General features: G+C 63.1%; 23 protein-coding genes and 1 pseudogene. 12 read left to right on the top strand and 12 right to left on the bottom strand.

Annotated elements, in window-relative coordinates:
• Positions 1-44 precede the first annotated feature (44 nt).
• Together PRN20_RS06215 and PRN20_RS06210 are read left to right on the top strand one after the other, a co-directional pair.
• Entirely contained in the window at positions 45-1,052 is a 1,008-nt protein-coding gene (locus tag PRN20_RS06215; RefSeq protein WP_273956367.1) for an ABC transporter permease, read from the top strand.
• The gene (locus PRN20_RS06210; protein ID WP_273956366.1) at positions 1,049-1,840 is read left to right on the top strand and encodes an ATP-binding cassette domain-containing protein; all 792 of its coding nucleotides are present in this window, start codon (positions 1,049-1,051) and stop codon (positions 1,838-1,840) included. Before PRN20_RS06215 ends, PRN20_RS06210 begins: the two co-directional genes overlap by 4 nt.
• 449 nt (positions 1,841-2,289) lie before the next feature.
• Here the strand turns inward: PRN20_RS06210 and PRN20_RS06205 are convergent, their stop codons facing one another.
• Positions 2,290-3,216: a MurR/RpiR family transcriptional regulator gene (locus PRN20_RS06205; RefSeq protein WP_273956365.1), complete on the bottom strand. Its 927-nt coding sequence runs from the start codon at positions 3,214-3,216 to the stop codon at positions 2,290-2,292.
• Between the two features lie 287 nt (positions 3,217-3,503).
• Here PRN20_RS06205 and PRN20_RS06200 point away from each other — a divergent pair, with 287 nt between their 5' ends.
• The 8 genes from PRN20_RS06200 to PRN20_RS06165 all read left to right on the top strand — a co-directional run bounded on the left by PRN20_RS06200 (position 3,504) and on the right by PRN20_RS06165 (position 11,004).
• Positions 3,504-4,349: an ABC transporter ATP-binding protein gene (locus tag PRN20_RS06200; RefSeq protein ID WP_273956364.1), complete on the top strand. Its 846-nt coding sequence runs from the start codon at positions 3,504-3,506 to the stop codon at positions 4,347-4,349.
• A gap of 7 nt (positions 4,350-4,356) precedes the next feature.
• On the top strand, positions 4,357-5,202 hold the full coding sequence (locus PRN20_RS06195; protein ID WP_273956363.1) for an ABC transporter permease: 846 nt from the start codon (positions 4,357-4,359) through the stop codon (positions 5,200-5,202).
• Between the two features lie 69 nt (positions 5,203-5,271).
• On the top strand, positions 5,272-6,432 hold the full coding sequence (locus PRN20_RS06190; RefSeq protein WP_273956362.1) for an ABC transporter substrate-binding protein: 1,161 nt from the start codon (positions 5,272-5,274) through the stop codon (positions 6,430-6,432).
• A 67-nt stretch (positions 6,433-6,499) separates the two neighbouring features.
• On the top strand, positions 6,500-7,579 hold the full coding sequence (locus PRN20_RS06185; protein ID WP_273956361.1) for a Gfo/Idh/MocA family protein: 1,080 nt from the start codon (positions 6,500-6,502) through the stop codon (positions 7,577-7,579).
• Between the two features lie 77 nt (positions 7,580-7,656).
• The gene (locus PRN20_RS06180; protein WP_273956360.1) at positions 7,657-8,862 is read left to right on the top strand and encodes an amidohydrolase/deacetylase family metallohydrolase; all 1,206 of its coding nucleotides are present in this window, start codon (positions 7,657-7,659) and stop codon (positions 8,860-8,862) included.
• Between the two features lie 12 nt (positions 8,863-8,874).
• Complete coding sequence (locus PRN20_RS06175) at positions 8,875-9,642, top strand: SDR family oxidoreductase (protein WP_273956359.1); 768 nt, start codon at positions 8,875-8,877, stop codon at positions 9,640-9,642.
• A gap of 13 nt (positions 9,643-9,655) precedes the next feature.
• Complete coding sequence (locus PRN20_RS06170; RefSeq protein WP_273956358.1) at positions 9,656-10,657, top strand: Gfo/Idh/MocA family protein; 1,002 nt, start codon at positions 9,656-9,658, stop codon at positions 10,655-10,657.
• Positions 10,657-11,004, top strand: coding sequence for a hypothetical protein (locus PRN20_RS06165; RefSeq protein WP_273956357.1), 348 nt, complete (start codon positions 10,657-10,659; stop codon positions 11,002-11,004). Before PRN20_RS06170 ends, PRN20_RS06165 begins: the two co-directional genes overlap by 1 nt.
• 38 nt (positions 11,005-11,042) lie before the next feature.
• Here the strand turns inward: PRN20_RS06165 and PRN20_RS22850 are convergent.
• From PRN20_RS22850 to PRN20_RS06145, 5 genes and pseudogenes are all read right to left on the bottom strand, one after another.
• Positions 11,043-11,171, bottom strand: a pseudogene (locus PRN20_RS22850) ((2Fe-2S)-binding protein); the annotation flags it as partial.
• Between the two features lie 177 nt (positions 11,172-11,348).
• Positions 11,349-11,603, bottom strand: coding sequence for a 30S ribosomal protein S21 (rpsU, locus tag PRN20_RS06160; RefSeq protein WP_273956356.1), 255 nt, complete (start codon positions 11,601-11,603; stop codon positions 11,349-11,351).
• A 42-nt stretch (positions 11,604-11,645) separates the two neighbouring features.
• Positions 11,646-11,876 (bottom strand): hypothetical protein, encoded by a 231-nt coding sequence (locus PRN20_RS06155; RefSeq protein ID WP_273956355.1) that lies wholly within the window; start codon positions 11,874-11,876, stop codon positions 11,646-11,648.
• Between the two features lie 64 nt (positions 11,877-11,940).
• Positions 11,941-12,192 (bottom strand): hypothetical protein, encoded by a 252-nt coding sequence (locus PRN20_RS06150; RefSeq protein WP_273956354.1) that lies wholly within the window; start codon positions 12,190-12,192, stop codon positions 11,941-11,943.
• Between the two features lie 88 nt (positions 12,193-12,280).
• Entirely contained in the window at positions 12,281-12,487 is a 207-nt protein-coding gene (locus PRN20_RS06145) for a cold-shock protein (RefSeq protein WP_273956353.1), read from the bottom strand.
• A 2,403-nt stretch (positions 12,488-14,890) separates the two neighbouring features.
• Between PRN20_RS06145 and PRN20_RS06140 the strand changes: the two genes are divergently transcribed.
• Positions 14,891-15,583, top strand: a complete 693-nt coding sequence (locus PRN20_RS06140) for an outer membrane protein (RefSeq protein WP_273956352.1) — start codon at positions 14,891-14,893, stop codon at positions 15,581-15,583.
• 257 nt (positions 15,584-15,840) lie between these two features.
• Here PRN20_RS06140 and PRN20_RS06135 read toward each other — a convergent pair whose 3' ends face one another.
• From PRN20_RS06135 to PRN20_RS06120, 4 genes are all read right to left on the bottom strand, one after another.
• Positions 15,841-16,128, bottom strand: coding sequence for an HdeA/HdeB family chaperone (locus PRN20_RS06135; RefSeq protein ID WP_273956351.1), 288 nt, complete (start codon positions 16,126-16,128; stop codon positions 15,841-15,843).
• Positions 16,129-16,355: 227 nt separating this feature from the next.
• The gene (locus tag PRN20_RS06130) at positions 16,356-16,805 is read right to left on the bottom strand and encodes a universal stress protein (RefSeq protein WP_273956350.1); all 450 of its coding nucleotides are present in this window, start codon (positions 16,803-16,805) and stop codon (positions 16,356-16,358) included.
• Positions 16,806-16,855: 50 nt separating this feature from the next.
• Positions 16,856-17,932: a TrkA C-terminal domain-containing protein gene (locus tag PRN20_RS06125; RefSeq protein WP_273956349.1), complete on the bottom strand. Its 1,077-nt coding sequence runs from the start codon at positions 17,930-17,932 to the stop codon at positions 16,856-16,858.
• Entirely contained in the window at positions 17,929-18,432 is a 504-nt protein-coding gene (locus PRN20_RS06120) for a hypothetical protein (RefSeq protein ID WP_273956348.1), read from the bottom strand. The genes PRN20_RS06125 and PRN20_RS06120 overlap by 4 nt, the downstream gene beginning before the upstream one ends.
• Before the next feature lie 270 nt (positions 18,433-18,702).
• On the opposite strand from PRN20_RS06120, the gene PRN20_RS06115 reads away from it, so the two are divergent.
• On the top strand, positions 18,703-19,119 hold the full coding sequence (locus PRN20_RS06115) for a BA14K family protein (protein WP_273956347.1): 417 nt from the start codon (positions 18,703-18,705) through the stop codon (positions 19,117-19,119).
• Positions 19,120-19,679: 560 nt separating this feature from the next.
• Here the strand turns inward: PRN20_RS06115 and PRN20_RS06110 are convergent.
• Together PRN20_RS06110 and PRN20_RS06105 are read right to left on the bottom strand one after the other, a co-directional pair.
• Positions 19,680-19,892, bottom strand: coding sequence for a hypothetical protein (locus PRN20_RS06110; RefSeq protein WP_273956346.1), 213 nt, complete (start codon positions 19,890-19,892; stop codon positions 19,680-19,682).
• Entirely contained in the window at positions 19,889-20,692 is an 804-nt protein-coding gene (locus tag PRN20_RS06105; protein WP_443112531.1) for a DUF2092 domain-containing protein, read from the bottom strand. Before PRN20_RS06105 ends, PRN20_RS06110 begins: the two co-directional genes overlap by 4 nt.
• Positions 20,693-21,105: the final 413 nt, after the last annotated feature.

Raw genomic sequence — 21,105 nt, 5'->3', positions numbered from 1 at the left:
GCGGGGCTCAGGTCCCGCCGTCTCATCATTGGGGGGCCCCGAACATGACACGCCAGCAGATACTGACCTGGATCCAGCGCAACGGCCTGTTCTTTGCACTAGTCCTCCTGGTCGCAATATTCTCGTTCGCGAGCAGTCGCTTCCTGACGTTGCCGAACGTGACCGTGATCCTGCTGCAGAACGCAGTGATCGGGTTGATCGTCGTACCCGGAGCGATGCTGATCCTGTGCGGCCTCGTCGACCTATCGGTCGGCTCCGTCGCCGTGCTTGCCGCAGTCGTCTTTGGCCAGGCAATGGAGAACGGCCTCGGCCTTCCGGCTTCCCTGCTGTTCGGCCTCGGCGTCGGCATGCTGTGGGGCGCGTTCAATGGCTATCTGATTGCCATTAACGGCTTCTCGCCGATCATCATCACACTGGGCGGACTGGCCGGCGCCCGAGGCCTTGCCGAATTCATCACCCAGGGCTACACCACTTACGGCTACGGCCCGGAGTTCGCCTTCCTCGGCAACGGCAAGCTGCTCGGCGTGCCGGTCCCCATCTTGCTGTTCCTGCTCGTCCTGGCCGTTGGCCTCCATTTCTGGTACAGGGCGCCGCTCGGTCGTCACATGATCGCCATCGGTGGCGCCAAGGACACCGCCGCCGAACTCGGCATCCCAGTCAAGCTCGTCCCTTTCTGGCTGTATGTCGCCTCCGGTGTCGCTTCAGCGCTTGGCGGCCTGATTGTCGCGTCCCAGCTCGATGGTGCTGCGGTCACCATCGGCACCGGGATGGAGCTCGAGGTCCTGACGGCAATCCTGCTGGGCGGTGTTTCGTTCACTGGCGGGCGCGGATCGCTGTTCGGGGTGTTCTTCGGCCTGCTCTTCGTCGGGGTGCTGTCGAACGGCCTGATCCAGATCAACGTCAGTCCCTATGTCGAGCAGGTGGCGATCGGCGCGGCGCTCTGTGGCGCGGCCGCCCTCGACATGCTGTACCAGCGGCTCGAACGGCTGCAGGTGCCGATCGACAAGGAACCGATCGAACCTGTCACGCAAGGCGCGGGAGGCGGCCAATGAGCACCACGCAGACGCACGCGCCTGCGCTTGAACTGCGCGGCCTCAGCAGATCGTTTGGTCCCGTGCATGCCGTGAAATCGGTCAGCCTCAGCCTATATCCGGGCGAGGTGATCGGGCTGGTCGGCGACAATGGTGCGGGCAAGAGCACCCTCACCCGCATGATGGCCGGTACGATCCGTCCAGATACCGGCCAGATTCTCGTTGCCGGCGAGAACCGCACCTTCGAGACCGCACAGGATGCTCGCCGTGCAGGCGTCGAGACGGTGTTCCAGACCTTGGCACTGGTCCCCGGCCTCGACATCGCTGAGAACATCTTCCTCGGTCGGGAACTGCTTGTGTCCGGGCCGTTGGGTGACATGACGCGCACTATGGACGTGGCAACCATGCGCCGCCGCGTACAGGAGGGTTACGAGCGCTTCGGCCTCGGCCTGCCCGATATCCGTACCAAGGTCGCGGGACTGTCGGGTGGCCAGCGGCAGGTGGTTGCCATTGCACGGGCCGTGCTGTGGGGCAGCCGCATCGTCGTGCTGGACGAGCCGACCGCAGCGCTCGGCGTCAAGCAGACCGAACTGGTGCTGTCGTTCATCGAGCAGTTGCGCAGTCACAACGTCGCCGTGATCTTTATCAGCCACAACATGCAGCACGTCATGCGGGTTGCCGATCGGGTTTGTGTCCTGCGGCTCGGCCGCAAGGTATTCGACGGGCAGATGTCGGCGCTCACCGGCACCGACCTGGTCGCACTGATGACCGGCGCGGCCACCACAGTCGAGGAGGTCAAGACAACCTAGGAACCCAGTATGCGCGACTGGCGGATGTCGCTTCGGGCCAAGAGCTGACATGGGCCCTCCGTCTGGAGTTTCCTGATCACGGCTCCCACTGGGGTAGACGACCTCGGACATCCACCCGAGACAGGTTCTCCCCGATCAAGCTGGGAGCGCAGGCGCAACACCAGTGCCGGGCCGGGACTCGGCCACTGCAGATCAGGGGCTCAGGTTGCGCGCGATGTCCCTGCAGGTTGCCACCAGCTTGTCGCGGATGTCTTCGAGCCCCACTCCGAGCCGAGCCGCTGCAGATACGGGATGACGATCGGCACGCTTTGCCAGCTCGCGCCGAACGACCAGGCGTTCATAATGGGCGACGCACTCGTACGCGCATCGCCCTCGCTCGGCAAAGTCGCTGACCGCGGTGCCGCCAGTGCAAAACGGACCCCAACCAGGCGCCAGCCCCCTCAGGCGGCTCAGTCCCCAAGCGGTTCGAGGACCTTGCCCTTGCGGTGGTTCAGGACCGTGTACTTGATGCGCCTGAGCGTCTCGCGTGCCGAAGGGTCGAGGCGATAGCCCACGGCGCTCGACAGCAGGTCGATGATGACGAGGAAGGCGTAGCGCGACGCCGTCGGCTTCAGCGGGTCGGGGTATTCCGGGATATCGACGGTGAGCTTCACGTCGCAGATGGCGGCGAGTTCGGAGTTGGGCGTGGTGATCCCGATCGCCTTGGCGCGATAGTGCTTGGCGAGTTCGACCACCTCGATCACCTCGGGCGTCCGCCCCGTGCCGGAAATGGCGATGACCAGGTCGTCGGGCTTCAGCGTCGCGGCGGTCATCTTGAGCACATATGGATCGGAGTGGGCGACGGCCACCACGCCATAGCGGAACAGCCGATTCTGCGTCTCCTGTGCCAGCGCCGTGGAGCTTCCACCGAGGCCGAACACCACTACCTGATGCGCCTTTGCGACGAGCTCGGCCGCCTTCAGGATATCGGCCGGATCCACGGACCGTTCCACCGCCGAGAGGGCGTTCCTGGCCTCGCCGAACACCACGCTCCATAGCGGCGACGCGTCCGACGTCGGCGGCATCGGATCGCCCGGCGCGAGGTAGAGGCGCCCGACCACCACGCTCTGGGCCAGCTTCAGCTTGAAGTCGCGCACCCCCTCGCAGCCGATGGCGCGACAGAAGCGGGTCACCGTCGGCTCGCTGACGCCGGCGCGCTTTGCGATCTCGGCATTGGCCGCGTCGACCGCGAAGGTGACGTCGGCCAGCACCACATCGGCAACCCGGCGTTCCGCCGGACGCAGCTCGGCATACGAATCCTTGATGATCGCAAGGATGTCGGGGATCGGCTTGGCGTAGCCGTCGCTGGTTCGACCGTCGGACACATGCGTGCGCATAAGGGCGCCTTTCGCAGCTTGAAGTCGGGGCCCTATAGCACCGCTTTTCAGGATCTAACGAACTCAATCGCCCACAGCCCCCTGCAAGCGCGTCGTACAGGGACAGTAGAGCGCAATATGTCGGAAACTTACACACCCATCAAGGCGTGTAAGCTCCGATTTTCGGGCATACTGCCAATGTTGCTCAGCAGCGCATTTTGGTCGCTTGACAGAAAAAGTAGGTTAGTCACACACTATGATCGTCGGCTTACGACGGGCTTGAGGGAGCTCGCCGGGGAGCGGCCGGCATGGGCGCGAATCGTGAGGGACGATTGTCAGGAGCCGCAAGTCAGCCCAAGCTGCGCGTCAGGGACGCCACCAAGGTATACAATACCCGATCAGGTGACCTGCTGGCGATCGACAGTTGTTCGCTGGACATCCGGGCTGGAGAAATTGTCTCCATCGTGGGCCCGTCCGGTTGCGGCAAGACCACGCTGCTGTGGTCCATGTCGGGCTTGCATAAGCTGACCTCCGGTCAGGTGCTGCTCGACGGCGCGCCGGTGGACGGTCCGAGCCCCGAGATCGGCATGGTGTTCCAGGACGCCAACCTCCTGCCCTGGCGCAACCTCGACGCCAACATCAATTTCCCCTTCGAGATCAAGGGCACCAAACCCGATCGCGCCTGGATCGACGACCTGCTGCAGCGCGTCGGCCTCGGCGGCTTCGGCGGCCGGTTTCCGCGTGAGCTGTCGGGCGGCATGCAGCAGCGTGCCGCGCTGGTGCGCGCGCTGTCGTTCAAGCCATCGGTGCTCCTGATGGACGAGCCGTTCGGTGCGCTCGACGCCTTCACGCGCGAAGAGATGAACCAGATGGTCGAGGAGATCTGGCTCGACACCCGTACCACCATCGTCCTCATCACCCACTCGATCGAGGAAGCGATCTTCCTGTCGGACCGCATCGTGGTGATGAGCGCCCGTCCGGGGCGGGTTGCCAGCATCCACGAGGTTCCCTTCCCGCGGCCGCGCTCGCTGGAGATCATGGCGACAAGGGAAGTGTTCGACCTCACCAACACCATCAAGATGGAGATCATTGGCGAGCAGCAGAGCCGCTACGCCAGGCCCTCCATCGCCCAGCCCGCGCAGCCTTCCGTTTGAGGATCCCGTGAGCGAAACCGACGCCATTCCCGAGTTCAAGCGCGGCGGCGCGACCGGCGAGGTCGGCATCAGCGGCGGCATGTCGGCGCTGGCCGCCGGGCCAGGCATCCGCTCGCTGCGCGAGGTGCTGGCGATCGTGCTGGTCGCGGTGGTCATCATCGGCGGCACGGAACTGCTGCTCAACCTATTCCAGGTGCCGCAATACGTGTTGCCCAAGCCCAGCGAGATCGCGGTGGCGCTGGTGACGGACTTTCACCTCATCCTGCCGCACCTTGGGCACACGCTCGTCGAACTGCTGAGCGGCTTCGCCATCGGCGCGACAATCGGCCTGATCCTCGCTGCGGTGATCACCCAGTTCCCGTTCGCCGAAAAGATCATCACCCCCTATATCCTGCTGCTCGTGACGACGCCGATGCTGGCGCTGGTGCCGCTGCTGATCCTGCGCTTCGGCTTCGGCTACGAGCCGCGCATCATCGCCGTGGCGCTGGCCTCGGGCCCGATGGTGATGATCAACGCCGCGACCGGCTTCCGCCGCGTCGACAGTGGCAAGATCGCGCTGGCGCGCTCCTATGGCGCCTCGACGCTGCAGATCTTCTGGAAGGTACGGGCGCCCATGGCGCTGCCGATGATCTTCGTCGGCCTGATGGTCGGCTCGATCTTCGGGCTGCTCACCGCGGTCGGCGCCGAAATGGTCGGCGGTGGCTTCGGGCTGGGCAACCGGCTCACCTCCTATTCTTCGATGATCCAGATGCCGCAGTTCTTCGCTGTGGTCCTGATCCTCTCGCTTCTGGGCATCCTGATCTACGTGCTCTTCTTCCTGCTCGGGAAGAAGTTCGCGAGTTGGGAGGCCTGAGACCAACCCGTCGTGGAGGGACGCGACGGACCAAGGGACTACAAACGAACCATCATACAGGGGTAGACAATGGTTAGGTTAGCGCTTCCCGGTGGCATGAGCCGCCGCACCTTCCTTCAGGTTTCCGCCGCCGGTGTCGTCACCGCGACGGCATTGGGCGGGATCGGCCGCGCCAGTGCGGCTCCGTACTCGAAGTTCACCTGGATCTCGCCGCGCGGCACGCTCGAGGTGCTCGACGATTTCGGTTTCTGGATGGGCAAGAAGCTCGGCTATTTCGACGACCTGGGCGTCGAAGTCGACATGCAGCCCGGCCCGTCCGACGGCACCGCGACGGTGAAGTTCGTCGATGTCGGCCAGGCCGACATGGGCTTCCCCTCCCCGGGCATCTTCTCGTTCGCGCTCGAGAACGGCATGAAGCTCAAGTCCGCCTTCCACTGGGGCGCGCTCGACACGTTCAGCCTCGCCTTCCGCAAGGGCGAAGGCACCAACGACCTGAAGCAACTCGAAGGCAAGACGATCCTGCTCGGCTCGGCCGCCTGGCAGTCGATCGTTGATCCGATGCTGGCCGTGCACGGCGTCGACATCACCAAGGTGAAGTATGTCGAAGCCGGCTGGCCGACCTGGGGCACGGCGCTCGCCGCCGGCCAGGGCGATGCCGCCCTCGCCTGGGAAGGCCTGCGCGCCGAGTGGATCTCGACCGGGCTCGATTTCGAGTACTGGCTTGGCGTGCAGCGCTCGCCGCTGTTCGCGAACACCTACGTGGTGCGCGCTGCCGACCTCGAGGACCCGGACAAGAAGGCGTTCCTCGACAAGTACCTGCGCGCCTGGTCGATGGGCCTCGAGGCCTCCTACCAGAACCCGATGGCCGCGGTGCATGCCGTGTTCGAGCAGTTCCCGTCGGTCGCGGCGGCCAACGGCCCTGAGCAGGGCGCCATGTCTATGCTGCAGAACCTCAACGTGGTGCGTGGCGACATGTCCAAGCGCGCGGGCTGGGGCCACCATGACATGGCCGCCTGGCAGACCTTCTTCGACAAGGTCCACGAGCTCGGCCAGGTCAAGGCGCCGATCAAGGCCGAGGACGTCGTCACCAACGACTGCATCGCGGCCGCCAACGACTTCGACCACGAAAAGGTCAAGGCCGACGCGCTCGCCGTCGAGCTGCCGGCCGATCTGGCTGCCGTCGACATCGAGGCCGTCAAGGCCAAGCTGTTCGACCAGGCCATCGCCTGACCACTGAAGCGGGCGGCCAACGCGCCGCCCGCGTCTTTGCAGACAACAAGACAACGGGGAGGGCCGGATGGCTGACAAGGTGCGCGTGCTGGTGGTGGGGCTGGGCAACATGGGCAAGTCCCATGCGAGCGCCTATCATCGCAATCCGGGGTTCGAGATCGTCGGCATCATGAGCCGCACGGCCAAGTCCAAGCCGGTCCCCGATGAGCTGCAGGGCTATCCGCTGTTCGAGGATTTCGACGAAGCTCTCGCCGTTACCCGCCCCGACGCGGTGTCGATCAATTCCTGGCCCAACAGCCACGCCGAATACGCCATCAAGGCGATGAACGCGGGCGCGCACGTCTTCATGGAAAAGCCGATCGCGACCAATATCGAGGATGCAGAGAAGGTGGTCGCGACGGCGCGGGCGAAGAACCGCAAGCTCGTGCTCGGCTACATCCTGCGCGTGCACCCGAGCTGGATGAAATTCATCGAGCTGGGCCAGACGCTCGGCAAGCCGCTGGTGATGCGCCTCAACCTCAACCAGCAGTCCGGCGGCCCCACCTATGACTGGCACAAGAACCTGATCGACTCGCTGATCCCGATCGTCGATTGCGGCGTGCACTATGTCGACGTCATGTGCCAGCTGACCGGCGCCAAGCCGGTGCGGGTGCACGGTATCGGCGCACATCTGTGGGCCGAGGCCGACAAGCCGAACTACGGTCACCTGCATGTCACCTTCGATGACGGCTCTGTCGGCTGGTACGAAGCCGGCTGGGGCCCGATGATGAGCGAGGTCGCGTACTTCGTGAAGGACGTGGTGGGCCCCAAGGGCGCCGTTTCCATCGTGCCCAACCCGCACGACCACAAGGACGGCGTCTCGGACTCCTCCAACATCGACCAGCACACCAAGACCGACGCCATCCAGTACCACCACGCCGAGGTGGCGCCGGGCGACAAGAGCTTCGTGAAGAAGGACGAGATCTTCACCATGACCGACGAGCCGGGTCACCAGGACCTGTGCGATCGCGAGCAGGCCTTCTTCCTCAAGGCGATCCAGGAGGACATCGACCTGTCCGACTCGATGGATGCCGCGGTGAACAGCCTCCGCATCGTTCTCGCCGCAGAGCAGAGCATCAACGAGAAGCGTGTCGTAGAGCTCGCCTGACCCCCACAACGTTGCAGCGCGTTTCGGCGGCGGCCCGGCAGGTCCGCCGCAGGGCCTCGCTCACCCCGGAGGCTCCCATGCCTGGACCTGCCAACCAGCCGAAATACGACCTCGTCCTCAAGGGCGGGCGCGTCATCGACGAGCGCAACGGCGTCGACGGCCAGCTCGACGTCGCCATCAAGTCCGGCAAGATCGCCGCGGTAGCGCCCTCGATCGATCCGGCCGGAGCCAGGGTCAGCGACGTCGCCGGCTCGATTGTCGCGCCGGGGCTGATCGACATCCACACGCACGTCTACCACAAGGCGACCTCGCTGAGCGTCGACCCGGGTTTCATTGCGCGCCGTTCGGCCTGCACCACGCTGATCGATGCGGGCAGCGCCGGCGCCGGCAACTATGACGGCTTCCGCGACTACGTGATGATCCCGTCGCCGTACCGGATCCTCGCCTTCCTCAACATTTCCTTCCCCGGCATCTTCGGGTTCGACAAGGACGTCTCGATTGGCGAGGCGACGGCGCGCGCCATGCTGCCGGTGCACCGCTGCGTCGAAAAGGTCGAGGCCAATCGAGACCGCATCGTCGGCGTGAAGGTGCGCATCGGCGGCATCGTCACCGGCGACCTCGGCCTCGGTGCGCTGGAACTGGCGCTCGAAGCTGCCAACGCCGTCGACCTGCCGCTGATGACCCATATCGGCCACCCGCCGCCGAGCTATTCCGACGTCGTCGACATGCTGCGCCCGGGCGACATTCTCACCCACTGCTACCGCCCCGAGCCGAACTCGGCGATCGGGCCCGACGGCAAGGTGCTGGATGCGGTGTGGAAAGCGCGCGAGCGCGGCGTGCTGTTCGACATCGCGCATGGCATGGGCGCGTTCGGCTACGACACCGCCGAGGCGGCGCTCAGGGACGGGTTCAAGCCGGACCTGATCTCGTCGGACGTGCACGTCATCGCCGTCGAGGGCCCGGGCTACGACCTGCTGCACACGATGAGCAAGCTGCTCAACTGCGGCCTCTCGGTCGCCGAGGTGATCGGCATGTCGACGAGCCGCCCTGCCCTCGCCATCCGCCGTCCCGACCTCGGACACCTGGGGGTCGGTGCCCCCGCCGATATCGCGGTGCTGCGCGAGTACAGGAGCGACTACGTGTTCACCGATGTGGTCGGCACGCAGCGTCAGGGCTCGACACTGCTGCAGCCGATGGCCGTCTATCTCGACGGCAAGAGCATGGAAGTCAGCCGCCGGCCGTTCGAGGAGACCTTCCTCATCGGCGGCCATCACTCGCACTAGGGACCAGGGCGCATGAGCGGACAGTTCGCCGGCAAGACCATCGCCATCACCGGCGCTGCCGGTGGCATCGGCCAGTGGCTCTGCCGCTTCTTTTCGGAAGAGGGAGCCCGGATTGCTGCGATCGACCGCAGCGAACGGGTGCACGACCTCGTCGCGAAGGGTATCGCCCACACGACTGCCGTGGTCGACCTCGCCGATGCCGCAGCGATCGAGGTCGCCTTTGCCGGCTTCGGCGACGTCCACCTCTTGATCAACAATGCCGGCGTGTCGAACCACCACACGGCGGCGAAAACCGATCCGGCGGGGTGGGCAGCCGATATCGCGGCCAACCTCAACGGCGCCCATGCCTGTGCGCACGCGGTGCTGCCACAGATGGTCGAGCGTCGCTCAGGCAGCATCGTCACCGTCGGTTCGGTCAACGGCCTCTCGGCACTGGGCGACCCGGCCTACAGCGCCGCAAAAGCCGGCATGATCTCGCTGACCCGCTCGATCGCGCAGGAATATGGCCGCTACGGCATCCGCGCGAACATCGTCCTGCCCGGCACGGTGCGCACCCCTGCCTGGGACGAGCGCAAGGCCAAGGACCCCAACGTGCTCAAGACGCTCGAGCGCTGGTATCCGCTCGGCCGCATCGTCGAACCCTACGAGGTGGCGCGCGTCATCGCCTTCCTCGCCTCTGATGCCGCCAGCGCCATCACCGGCGCGGCGATCCCCGTGGATTGCGGACTGACGGCCGGCAACATCGTCATGGCGCGGGAGCTGACGCTCGAGGATTTCTAGGAGGAAACGAAGAATGGACCGTCTGCGTATCGGCATTATCGGCCTTGGCTGGTTCGGCGAGATCCACGCCGAGACCATCGCCGGCATTCCCAATCTCGAACTTGCGGCCCTGTGCACCCGCACGCCCGATCGGCTCGCCGCAATGGGCGAAAAGTTCGGCGTCAAGAAGCTCTATCGCGACTACAACGACATGCTGGCCGATCCAGAGATCGATGCGGTCTCGATCTGCACCATGTGGGACCAGCATACCGAGCCCGCCATTGCCGCGCTGAAGGCCGGCAAGCACGTCTTCCTCGAAAAGCCCATCGCCTCGACCGTCGCGGACGCGCGCAAGATCACCGCCGCCTCCAAGGGGGCCAAGGGCATCCTGTTCATCGGCCATGTCGTCCGTTTCAATCCGCGCTACCGCATGGCCAAACAGGCCATCGACGAAGGCCGTATCGGCAAGATCGTCGCGCTGTCCTCGCGCCGCAACATCCCGGCCGCGTGGACCCCGACGATCCTCAACAAGATCGGCCCGATCGTCGGCGACGCCATCCACGATACCGACATCATGCTCTGGTTCACAGGCGACACCGTCGCCTCGACCTACGCGCAGACGGTCGACGTGCGCGGCCTCAAGCACCCCGACATCGGCCAGACCATGTACCGCTTCAAGGGCGGCGCGTCGGCGACGCTGGAGACGGTCTGGTGCATGCCCGAGAAGACGCCCTTCGACATCGATGAGCGGATGTCGATCATCGGCACCGAAGGCATCATCCACATCCAAGATACCTTCCCCAACCTCGGCATCGTCGACGGCAACAAGCTGCACTCGCCCGACACCACCTACTGGCCGATGTTCGATGGCGTTCGTGGCGGCGCGCTGCGCGATGAGTTCACCTACTTCACCTCCACCGCTCTCAGCGGCGGAAAGGTGACCATCGGCACGCCCGAGGATGCGACGGCTGCCCTTGAGGCGACGCTCGCTGCCGAAGAGTCGGCTCGCACCGGCAATGTGGTGAGGATCGGCTGATGTCGGATTTCGAGTTCGATCACGTCGGCATCACCACGACGAAAGAACAGCCGCAGGAGGATTGGGTCGAGGCCAGCAAGATCTGGGTCACCAATCCCCGCAACCACCCCGAGCACATCGAGTTCCTGCGCTACCGTGACGACAGCACCGTGCCGGACGCCGTGCGCTACAACCCGCACGTCGCTTACCGGGTCAAGGACCTCAAGCCGCACCTGGAGGCCGAGGGAGTCGAGATCCTGATCCCTCCCTTCATCGTCGGCGACTTCCTCGAAGTGGTGTTCGTGCGCAAGCACGGCGCCATCTTCGAGTACATGCGCTACCTGAAGGACGGCTGGTTCGGGAACTGAGGCTCGCTGGCGCGGGTCGGCAGCAAGTGGCTCATGCGTCAGCTGGTCGGCACTGAAACGGTATCCTCGATATGCCTGCGGATCTCCGGGTGACAGGAGCCGCAGTTGGTACCGGCTTTCAGGGCGGCACCGATCGCATCGACACTGAGGCAGCCGGCACGAACGGATGCGGCAACGGGCGGCAGCTTCTTGGGTTGCCTGCTCAGGGGTCAACGAAGGGTCATCGAGTTGCCGGCGGTCCTTCGACCGCGACGGCTAGCTTCACCTCGCCGGCCTTCTCAAAGCGCCCCGAGCGCGCCAATTCAAAGGCGCGCTCCAGTACCGATTTGTGCGGCCCCTTGCGACTACCGCGAGGCCCCCCTGGTCGTGGCCCCTGCACGCGGCTTGGGGGCAGCGATCAGCCCTTCCCGAATGGCCTGCTTCCGTGCAGCCTTCCGGCTCCGCCGAACCGCTTCGGCCTTCTCGCGTACCCGCTCTTCGGACGGCTTCTCGTAGTACTTTCGCATTTTCATCTCGCGAAAGACGCCCTCTCGCTGGAGTCGCTTCTTGAGGACGCGAAGCGCCTGATCGACATTGTTGTCGCGAACCATGACTTGCAAATGGCTTCCAATCTTTTCGTCGTCGGCAGGGCCGAGCGGGATTCAGGTGGGCTGTGGCAGGGCGCGATGCAGAGACCTGATCTGGTCCGGGCCGTAAGAGCGCTTGCCGACAATCAGCATGGCGCCCCGAAGGCTGACCGGAGCAGCGTGCTCCATCGCGAAGCGGATGGCGTTGGCTGCCGTCCGAAAGGTGCGCGGCCCTTGGGCCAACGCCGTGTCGACGTCACTGCCCAGGAACAGCTTTCCGGGAGCAGCGAATGAATGCAGTATCAATGAAGTCTTTCCGTCGGCACCTGCCGACCTCTTGCGGCAGAAGCCGCGTGCGACGAACTCCGAGCTATCGCCGGGAGATCGCGATCGTGAATGCCGGCACGACCATGGCTACATCGGGCCTCGGTTCGGTGCTGGCGAAGAGATCAGCTTCGGCGACGACGCGCTCGACCCTGTCGTTGACGGGGCGTACCCGGTAAAGCAGCGGGCCGCTATCATGCGGCAGGCGGAACACCACTTCGCATGGGCCGGCCCGGCGTGAGTTGGTGGGCGACGATCGCATCTCGAGCATCTGCCCCACGGCGTACTGGTGCGTCATGTCATCTCCTCGTGACGACAGGGCGCAGCCGATGGGCAGCCGCGCACTGTGCGTTCAGGCCGGACTACGCGTCCGGCTGGCAGAGTGATCAGGCAGCGCGCAGGTTGGTCGCGGAGACCTTGCCGTCGCGGCCCTGCTCGAGGTCGTAGCTGACCTTCTGGCCTTCAGAGAGCGTGCTCATGCCACCGCGCTCGACGGCGCTGATGTGGACGAACGCATCCTTGCTGCCGTCATCGGGCTGGATGAAGCCAAAACCCTTGGTGGTGTTGAAGAACTTTACGGTGCCCTGAATCATGGTTGGGCCTTTCTCGATATGCGGCGCCTACACGTGCAGGCGCCAGTTCCCGGTGGCGACGTGCCAACCGGGCCTAATCGTTCACAATATCGAGGAAAACCGCGGGAAAGACCCGAGAATGTCGCAAGACGTCAGCGAAGCGTAGCAGACCATGCGCCTATTCAGTTCAAAAAACAAGGTAAACTCGCCCAGCCGCTGAAATATCGCCGCGGCAGCGGGCTATCGAAACCCTTTGGGGGCTGGTGGCCAACGCGAAACACTTCAGAAGCAGGCCTCTCTACCCCTGCACCGTGTGCGCAAGGAAGAGTCATTGACCTTGCTGGACGATTGTCGCCACGAAGCACGAATCCGCCAACGGGGAGAAACCCGCGCTGTCAGGAGACAGACGCGGGGCTGGTTCGGTTTGAGGCCGCCGATCAAGCCGATTCCGGAGGCGCCGACGCCGTCCCGGGGTCACTACCAGCACGGACTTAGGGTCTGGCGGGCCTAACGCATTGAACTGTCGGTGAAAGTGAATGGCGCGCCAGTCAGATCAAAACCGCGAACTCCTATGTTATTGAAATCACGAGATAATCCACGGCGATGCGCGCCAACTTGGGGGGCGACCGGTTTGCAACAAGCGGAGAAGATGACCATCAGGAAATCGAGAGCGAATCTCCTGGTTCCCCTGCCGGCGTGAGTCAAATCCGTCGTCCAGATAATCGCGCAACTTCTCGTAGAAGAGCCGTTCGTCGTCGCGCGTGATGTACCGCCGGTGCGCGCGCTGCTTACGCGACTGCGCGTGCCTTTGAGTTGACCTGGCTTTGCGCCGCACCGGCATGCGAGCCCTGGAACGCGATCGCGGAGATGCCTCGGATGGGATTGGCAAACATGTCGTCGTGACGCTGGGTTGGCCTTCAGTCCGACGGTGCCGACAATGGGACCATTCATCGCTTTCACGACGGTGGAGCGACGCTGAGCCTCAGCCCGGGCGGTTGAAGAACTTCCAGCAGCGCCAGGATGGTTGGATCGGACCTCGAGGTCTTCCGTTACGGCGAAACTTCACCGTTTGACCTCACGAAGCTCATCGTTCCGCGGCACACTGGTCGCGCGGTAACCGACGAGATGCTTTGATAGCGGAACTGCTAGGCGGGCGTAAGATGGATGAGTGGCAGATCGCTCAGATCCTTGATCGGGAACGCACTCACGGTCTATCAATGGCCGCGATATACTGCATTGCCACCGACGGCGGAGCCGGTATTGCCCCTAAGACTTCTCGGTTCGATGGGTGGCGGAATACGCCCCGGCCTTGGGCGACCCGAGGCTGGGGCTCTTCTTTGCGTAATCGGCCCTCTAGCCCATTGTCTAGGATTCATTAGTCCGGTTCTGCCGATCCGCCACGTAGTTGAAGGGAAGCCGGTTTTCAGTGTCCTTCGGTAGCGGGACATAACCCGATGTTGTCGCGTCTGCGGCAAGAGCGCCCTTGGCTCGGTTTCGGCTCCGCGAAGCATCCGGTAGGATCTGCCACTGATCCCAGCCTTCGGAGGACGGATCGTCGCTCGCTTTCGAGTTTAGTGGCTTAACGCCTGGTCGCCGCGTCGTCGCGCCTCGCCATCGCGCAAGTTCGATACCGATGCGGCGCCAGCCGATGATAGGGGAAGGCCGCTCCTTCGACGTCGATCCAATCACATATCGTAAACTTGGACACCGCTCGACCTCGCGAACGTTGACAGTGCGCTAGCGCCCTGACGTAGAGGTCCGAGAAGAGACGGTCTCGAGTGCATTGCCTCACTACTCGAGACCGGCGCCACATGTTCTGGTGAGCGGGCGAACACTGGCGCACAAATAGGTCTACGTGAGATGTAGTTGCCACTTTGGAGATGCGGCGTCGACAATTTACGGCGTTTTTGACGCCCAATTCCCACGATGACAACGATCAACAATGGCCCGCAGGTCGAGTTGTTCCTAGGGGCGCGCGCAGCTAGATCAACGCTTTGCGATATGTAGCGTGCGAAGTCGGACGAACATTGAGTTGGTCCATACGTCGATATTGATTGTGACACGAGACTGGGACTCTCTACGATAGTAGACAAGGTTCTCACCGAGCCCCAAAGCTGAAGTAGGGACCTGATTGACCTCTACGACCCAGCCCTTCGCGACTAAAGGCTGAGGTCTGCCTTCAGTCATGAATATCGTAATGCGGCTCTGCCGCTGACGTGGACGCCAGCAGCATTAGGCTGACGCATCCCGCATCGGAAGCCGTAACGGCATCTGGAGTGGCGCTTATATTCTTACGTATTTATGCTTGTTACTGTGTCGCAACTGCTTGCGATATTGTGACTTGAAACGGGCCGCGGACAATCGATTACCCAACGGAGTCAGCGTAGTTTCGTGCTTGGGCTAAACCTCCGGAGGGCCACTCAAGTGAAGAAAGTCTCGACTATGCTACTAGTGGGCGCGGCCGCATTGGGCTTGACGTCGGCTTCCTACGCGGCAGACCTCGTTATCGAGGAACCGCCCGTCGAAGTGATCCCCTACAGCATCTGGGATGGGGGCTACATCGGTGTATTCGGCGGCTTTGGCTGGGGCGGCCTCGACCACAACCCTGATGAAGAGGGACTGTGCTGGCCCGATGGCTGTGACCTCGACCTCAGCGGCTGGCTGCTCGGCGTCAATGCCGGCTGGAACTTTGCGCTCAACGGATCGGGCGGTATTGTCCTCGGCGTGGCTGGTGATATCGCCTGGGTCGACTTGTCCGCAGACGACAGTTTCGACGAATTCGGCGACTGGGAAAGCAACGTCAACTTCGAAGGCTCGCTGCGCGGCGTGTTGGGCTGGGATGGTGGCCTATGGATGCCCTACCTGACAGCCGGTATTTCCTTCATTGATGCCACGCACTGGTCGGAGTTTGCCGACGTGGAAGTTGACGTCAGCGCCGTGGGTGGCACGGCCGGCGTTGGCGTCGCCTACGCGGTTGCCGAGAACCTCGCGGTCGATCTGCAGTACCGCGCCAGCTGGTACGATGAAGAGGAAATCGACATCGGCTGGGATGACGACAATCCCGATTTCGGGCTGGTCACCAGCAGGTTTACTATCGGACTCAACTGGAGCTTCTAGACCCTCGAGAGCTTCCGTGCTCCAGTGGCCCCCGCCCCGGCAGCCCGTGGCGGGGTTTCGCTTTCAGGAGCGAAAGCAGGCTGGCGGAGAGGTCGCATAGGTTCCCCAACCCGTTCGGCGTCGATGGCCCCGGTGGCCGCGTGGCGATCGAGCTGCGGGCACCAATAGACGGCGCAGCTCCCTGGCCGTTTCCTTAAAGCAAGCGGCGACAGTGCCCGTTCCTATCGCCGCCATGCGCCTACTCAGATGAGCTACTTCTACTTCATTCCCTCGATGATACTCGAAACGGTAGCGTCGGGAGACGTGGCGCAAGCGGCCTTCACCTTGTCAACATTGGCAGTGAGGGTCCCTACTTCCACCATCGGGTTGTTGCTCTTGGCGTGAGAATAACCACTTGCCCATGCCGCAACCACTCCCGTGGCGACTGGCCCCATTTCAGCAGCTTGTTTGCAGGTCAACTTGGACAGGTCGGCCTCGGCAGCGACGGCCGGGCCAGCAACAATCAGGACTGAAGCAACGACTGCAAAAATGCGAAAGCGCGTCATGACCTTCTCCTTTGGGGGCAACATTGCCCACGACATCATCGCGATCCCGTTCCAACACCGGGTGAACATCACTCCCCGCATTCGGGGCGATATCGCAGCAAATCGTCCTAGAGCCGAACGGCCGAGAGGTGCCACTCGAGCGCCGTATTCTTGGGGGTTCTCGTCCAGCGTTTACCATCCTTACGACGCCAAGAGCACAAACTGGGGGTACGGCGGTTCGCCGTGCCTCAGCGCGTCACCAGCACCGGCACGTTCGTGTGCTGCAACACAGTATTGGTTTGACTGCCAAGAACCATCTGGCTGAGCCCACGGCGTCCGTTAGTACCCATCACAATAAGCTCTGCACTCTCGAGGATCGCGGCCTCAACAATGCCTTCGGCGGGCCGGCGGTATTCCACCAGCAAGGTTTTCGCCTCTATCCCCGCGGTCGCGGCGACTTCTTTCGCCCTTTCGAGAAGGCGATTGGACGACGCTTGCATGTCTTCGGGTACCACTGACAAGCGCGGCAAACGCGCTCCGGCCGCGGCGGCGTGAACATCAATCGGCGGGGATGTCATCCCGGCAACATGGACGATAGTCACCGTGGACCCGAGAACCCCGGCAAGCGCCAGCCCATGCTGTAGGGCTCGCGCCGCAACGTCCGATCCATCGATTGCAACAAGGATGCGCCTGTACATTTGCTGATCTCCATCACGAAGGTGTCGATGCTTCGGGAGCTTCGCGGCCTTCAACTCATAAGCAGCACGATCACCGTGCCAAATGTGGTTAGGATGACGTTTCCCAGCGCATAGGGCACCGTAAAGCCGAGCACCGGGGCCTGGCTCTTCGCACGGTCCTGGACCGCGACCATCGCCGCCGTCATTGTTTGCGCGCCCGAAACAGCGCCGAGCAACAGCACCGGATTCATCTTGAGGATGTAGCGGCCGAAGAGGACGCCTATGGTGGGTGGGACGCATGTGCAGATCACTCCCGCGACAAAGAGGGCGAGCCCGACCTCCAGCAGTCCGCTTATGAAGGACGGCCCGGCATGCAGGCCGGTGATCGCGACGAACCCGGCTAGGCCGAAGTTTACGAGAAACATGCGCGAGGGCTCGGGGATGTGCCCCACCAGCCAGGGTCGCCTGCTGTGCAGCCAGCCGAACAGCAGTCCCGCCAGCAAGGTGCCCACCGAAGTAGAAAGCGCAAGCTTTACACCGCCGATAAAGAACGCCGGCAGACCAATCAGGCATCCCACGGCAATCCCCAACCCGAACGTCAGCATATTGGTGACAAGCGTCGAACGCTCCCGGTACCCAATCTCTGCGGCAACCGCATCCAACCGGGCAGGATTACCGATAAGCGAGAGCACATCGCCCCGCTGGATCTGGGTAACGGCCGTGATCGGAATCTGCTGCTGGCCGCGCATCAGACGCGTGAGGAACACCCCCCGGGCATAGTCCTGCTGCGCCATCTCGCCGATGCTGCTGCCATCTGCTCCGGCCTTTGTGACGATGACGCTGGCGGATTCTACCGGGATGTCGAGAAGCAGAGCGTCGTCCAGCTCGCTTCCGATCCGGCCCTCGAAGGCGAGGAGGTATTGTCGTTGTCCGCCGAGCGCCAAGATGTCGCCCATCCGAAGCTCAGTTGCCGGTGTTGCATCATAGATAATCTCGCCTCGCCGCAGCCTCAGCACAAGCACGCGCATCCCCTCGGCCGCCGCTTCGTCCTCAAGCGAGGCTGCGGTCGCGTAACGGTCGGTGTCGAGCCTAAAAGCCCGGGTGGCGTGAATGGCACATGCCGACTGCATGCCGGAATCCTGCTTCATGCTAAGCTGCTTTTCGAGTGCGCGGGCCTCACGCTCGAGTTCGATGCCCAAAAGGCGCGGTAGGATCGCAGCAACGAACAGCACCTCACCCCAGAATCCGAACAGGATTGGGTGAGAGTGCCGGACAGAAGGCCCGCCGCGTATCCCATATCGAGCCCCTTGAGCCTTGCCATCAGCCAGACCATGAAGAGGCCGGTGAAGCACACCACAAGCGTAAGCAGCAACGGTCCGACGCCATCATGCCGGAGTGCCCGGAAGAACTGGGGCCCAGCTCCGTATCCGTTGGCGAACAGGAAGAGAAGCAGGAATATCGTCTTGAGCTCGGGGCTTAGCTCGATGGCGAGCTGCCCCACGAGTAGACCGGCAAAGAGCGAGCCCGTGACCAGCCCCAGGGGGTGCCCGCCGACCTTGATCTGGCCAATCACATATCCCAACGCGAGCGCGAGGAAGAGCGCGATGTACGGGTAGGCGCGTAGGGTCTCGACGAAGCTCTCAACCATCTGCGATCCGCCTAGGCGCGGCACATCAGGTCGCCGATATGTCCGAGACGGAGCGGCGCCGGGTGTCCAGAGGGATGAGGCGTCTACATTCTATGTCCAACTACTCTTGCCGATCACATAACAAATGCGCCGCAAGTAGATAAGAATTACTGGCGCCATCAGCGCCCCGTTGATATTTGAATGTCCTGTTTGGTATACTACAACGCAACCAAACTCGCAGATGCGCGTTCAACATTGCCTCACGACATGACCCAAGAAGGGAGAGGGACGATGCGGAAGCTCGCCCTGGCCGCCATGGCGGCCGTAGTCGTAGGGATGCTCGTGACCACGATACCCGCAAGTGCGCAGCGATTCGGTGGAGGAGTTCACCTGAATCCGGGTATAGACCGCGGGGGTGGCATTGGTTGGAACAACAACCGCTACTACAATCGTTGGGGCGGCGCTGGCCTGAATAACCGCTACTACAACCGTTGGGGTGCGGGCTATCGGCCCTACGGCTGGGGACTTGGCGCCGGCGTGATAGGCTATGGAGCCGGTGCCGCGCTAACCAATCAAAGGTACGTCAACCAGAACATAGTCACCGTGGACGAGCATGTCGCGCTATGTGAGGCACGCTATCGGTCCTACAATCCCGAAACCGATATGTTCCTCGGCTTTGACGGCGCGTACCACCGCTGCAACCCGTAGTTGCTGGGAGGGCCTCCCGTGGGGGGCCCTCCCCTTGTCTGGCGATGACGGGAGCGGCTAGCGCCTGGCCCCAAGGTTCTTCTTACATCACCAAGCGCGGCAAGATGCTCTCGCTTCAAGGCGGGCAACAGAGTCGACGCGGTGATGGAGACGGAGGCCACGATCTGCGCCGGGCTGCCTACGACGCGCCAAACCCCGAGCTGTCAATCATGGTTCGGGAATCGAGGCTCGCCATTGTGCTCGCGCTACCCGATTGCCGTTCAAACCGTCGATGGCCAGTGGATGGCGGCGCTCGAGCCGAACGGCACCCGATGTCGCATTCGCCGGTAACGGCGCGCGGCCATGGCGCTGATGGTTCTGTCCCTCTTCACGCGTCAGGGGAGTTGAGGACACCGGCCTACGGCACGCATCACGGATCGGCTCTACGAGGCTTGGCAGCTGCCAACACCGTCTGGCGACCCGCTCCTGGCTCAACCAAGCCGCCGCTCGTCCAGCTCGGGTGGGTTGATGGGGGAAGAGCCGATGGGCCGGATGGACGTTGGGCCCACCCGGCCAGTTGGCTAGCAGGTGTAAACGCCAGCGGCGCAGCGCCGAACGGTTCGACGTGCAGCTCCCGCTGCGCTGACGGGGGTCAACGGACGCCCGACCCGGGCGAATGCTTCGTCAACAACTGTCGGTAGCCCTGGAACTCCGATGCTTGCACCAAGTTCCAGGCCGGCAAGGCCGATCACCGCCGCCAGTGCTACGGTACCCATTTTTCTAGAGATCGTCATTTCACGCCTCCTTCCAGAAACGTCTTCGGCAACTCATCGGTGTCCGGAAGCTCCTTGAGGTCCAGTTTCTTGGCGTTTGCCGGTGCCTGGAAAGCGAACTCGACCGGGTCGACCTCAGACCCTGTCTTCCAGTTCCTGACGTCGATGCTGTACTCGGGAGATCCCCGGACAGACTTGCTGGTAACGACATATCGGCACGGGTACGGGCGATCCCCCTGTGCGATCCAGATCTGCCAATCCACCTCGTCCGTCCTGAACGCGAAATGATCGCATTCGACACCACCGATCATACCGCTTCCCAGGTCCTTCACGTCGGTGACCAGCGGCATCAGTTCGCCGTAGATGTCCGACAAGAGCAGGTCGGCTCCCGGAATCGGTCGCTCGTAGTCGTCGCGCAAAGCGTCGATCAGTTGGTCCAATGTGCCCGGTATGTCGGCCTGGCCGTAGGCGTTGGCCTCCTTGCCCAAAAGCGAAACCGTCTTGCCGTCGAACACGAGCTCGACGTCGGTGAATCCACCAGTGCGCTCGGCCCGTATCTTGTCGGGTCGCTCCACTGTCATCGAGCCGGAACTGGCCAGTGCCAGCTTCTGCTGATCCCTTGTCACGATTTCCAGGTCGGAGTCGTAGTCAAAGGAAAAATCCGTCTGGGCGGCCATGTAGTCCGACATTGCCTTGAATGCGGTCTTGGCTTCCGCTTCGGCAGCACCCGCGGGGGTCGCGATGCTTGTTCCCATCAGCACCGAGACCGCCAGAACGGTCATTGTGCCGGGCGTCAGTCCCCTGAGTGTATTGCGTGTCAATTGCTCGCTCCTCGGTCGTTTGAGACTGCAGTCATGGCGCCTACAATAAGGGCTGTGAGGTGTGAACCGGCGGTGATTGAACCTCCAACCCGTAAAGCGCGAACGAGTGTGTCCGCGGTCATCAAGGTGAGGCAGTGTCGGCAAGAAGGGGTGGGCGTTTCCAGTTAGGAACCAGATGTCCCTTCGCCAACTCCTACAACCAACTACGGCACGTCGAAACAAACTCGGAATCAGGCGGAGTCAATTCATGACAATTTTCGGCACCGCCTGTAATCGCCGCCCTATTCTCATCGTGACTCTGCTGGGCGTGGGGCGGACGGCCTAAACCCCTGCCGGCTCCTTCTCCGCCAAGCGAGCTGCCGAGGCCTAAACGGGACCTGGTTCGCCAGTTCTGGCGACGCTAGAGCTACCGG

Source organism: Devosia sp. ZB163, assembly GCF_028613635.1.
Lineage (GTDB): Bacteria > Pseudomonadota > Alphaproteobacteria > Rhizobiales > Devosiaceae > Devosia_A.
Note: the sequence above shows the minus strand (reverse complement) of the source record. Positions and strands in the feature narration are given on the sequence as shown.

Bases quoted from the DNA above. Each gene is read 5' to 3' on its own strand.
- PRN20_RS06215 (WP_273956367.1), top strand. From the start codon at position 45: ATGACACGCCAGCAGATACTGACCTGGATCCAGCGCAACGGCCTGTTC.
- PRN20_RS06210 (WP_273956366.1), top strand. From the start codon at position 1,049: ATGAGCACCACGCAGACGCACGCGCCTGCGCTTGAACTGCGCGGCCTC.
- PRN20_RS06205 (WP_273956365.1), bottom strand. From the start codon at position 3,216: ATGCGCACGCATGTGTCCGACGGTCGAACCAGCGACGGCTACGCCAAG.
- PRN20_RS06200 (WP_273956364.1), top strand. From the start codon at position 3,504: ATGGGCGCGAATCGTGAGGGACGATTGTCAGGAGCCGCAAGTCAGCCC.
- PRN20_RS06190 (WP_273956362.1), top strand. From the start codon at position 5,272: ATGGTTAGGTTAGCGCTTCCCGGTGGCATGAGCCGCCGCACCTTCCTT.
- PRN20_RS06185 (WP_273956361.1), top strand. From the start codon at position 6,500: ATGGCTGACAAGGTGCGCGTGCTGGTGGTGGGGCTGGGCAACATGGGC.
- PRN20_RS06180 (WP_273956360.1), top strand. From the start codon at position 7,657: ATGCCTGGACCTGCCAACCAGCCGAAATACGACCTCGTCCTCAAGGGC.
- PRN20_RS06175 (WP_273956359.1), top strand. From the start codon at position 8,875: ATGAGCGGACAGTTCGCCGGCAAGACCATCGCCATCACCGGCGCTGCC.
- PRN20_RS06170 (WP_273956358.1), top strand. From the start codon at position 9,656: ATGGACCGTCTGCGTATCGGCATTATCGGCCTTGGCTGGTTCGGCGAG.
- PRN20_RS06165 (WP_273956357.1), top strand. From the start codon at position 10,657: ATGTCGGATTTCGAGTTCGATCACGTCGGCATCACCACGACGAAAGAA.
- PRN20_RS06150 (WP_273956354.1), bottom strand. From the start codon at position 12,192: ATGACGCACCAGTACGCCGTGGGGCAGATGCTCGAGATGCGATCGTCG.
- PRN20_RS06145 (WP_273956353.1), bottom strand. From the start codon at position 12,487: ATGATTCAGGGCACCGTAAAGTTCTTCAACACCACCAAGGGTTTTGGC.
- PRN20_RS06135 (WP_273956351.1), bottom strand. From the start codon at position 16,128: ATGACGCGCTTTCGCATTTTTGCAGTCGTTGCTTCAGTCCTGATTGTT.
- PRN20_RS06130 (WP_273956350.1), bottom strand. From the start codon at position 16,805: ATGTACAGGCGCATCCTTGTTGCAATCGATGGATCGGACGTTGCGGCG.
- PRN20_RS06125 (WP_273956349.1), bottom strand. From the start codon at position 17,932: ATGAAGCAGGATTCCGGCATGCAGTCGGCATGTGCCATTCACGCCACC.
- PRN20_RS06120 (WP_273956348.1), bottom strand. From the start codon at position 18,432: ATGGTTGAGAGCTTCGTCGAGACCCTACGCGCCTACCCGTACATCGCG.
- PRN20_RS06115 (WP_273956347.1), top strand. From the start codon at position 18,703: ATGCGGAAGCTCGCCCTGGCCGCCATGGCGGCCGTAGTCGTAGGGATG.
- PRN20_RS06110 (WP_273956346.1), bottom strand. From the start codon at position 19,892: ATGACGATCTCTAGAAAAATGGGTACCGTAGCACTGGCGGCGGTGATC.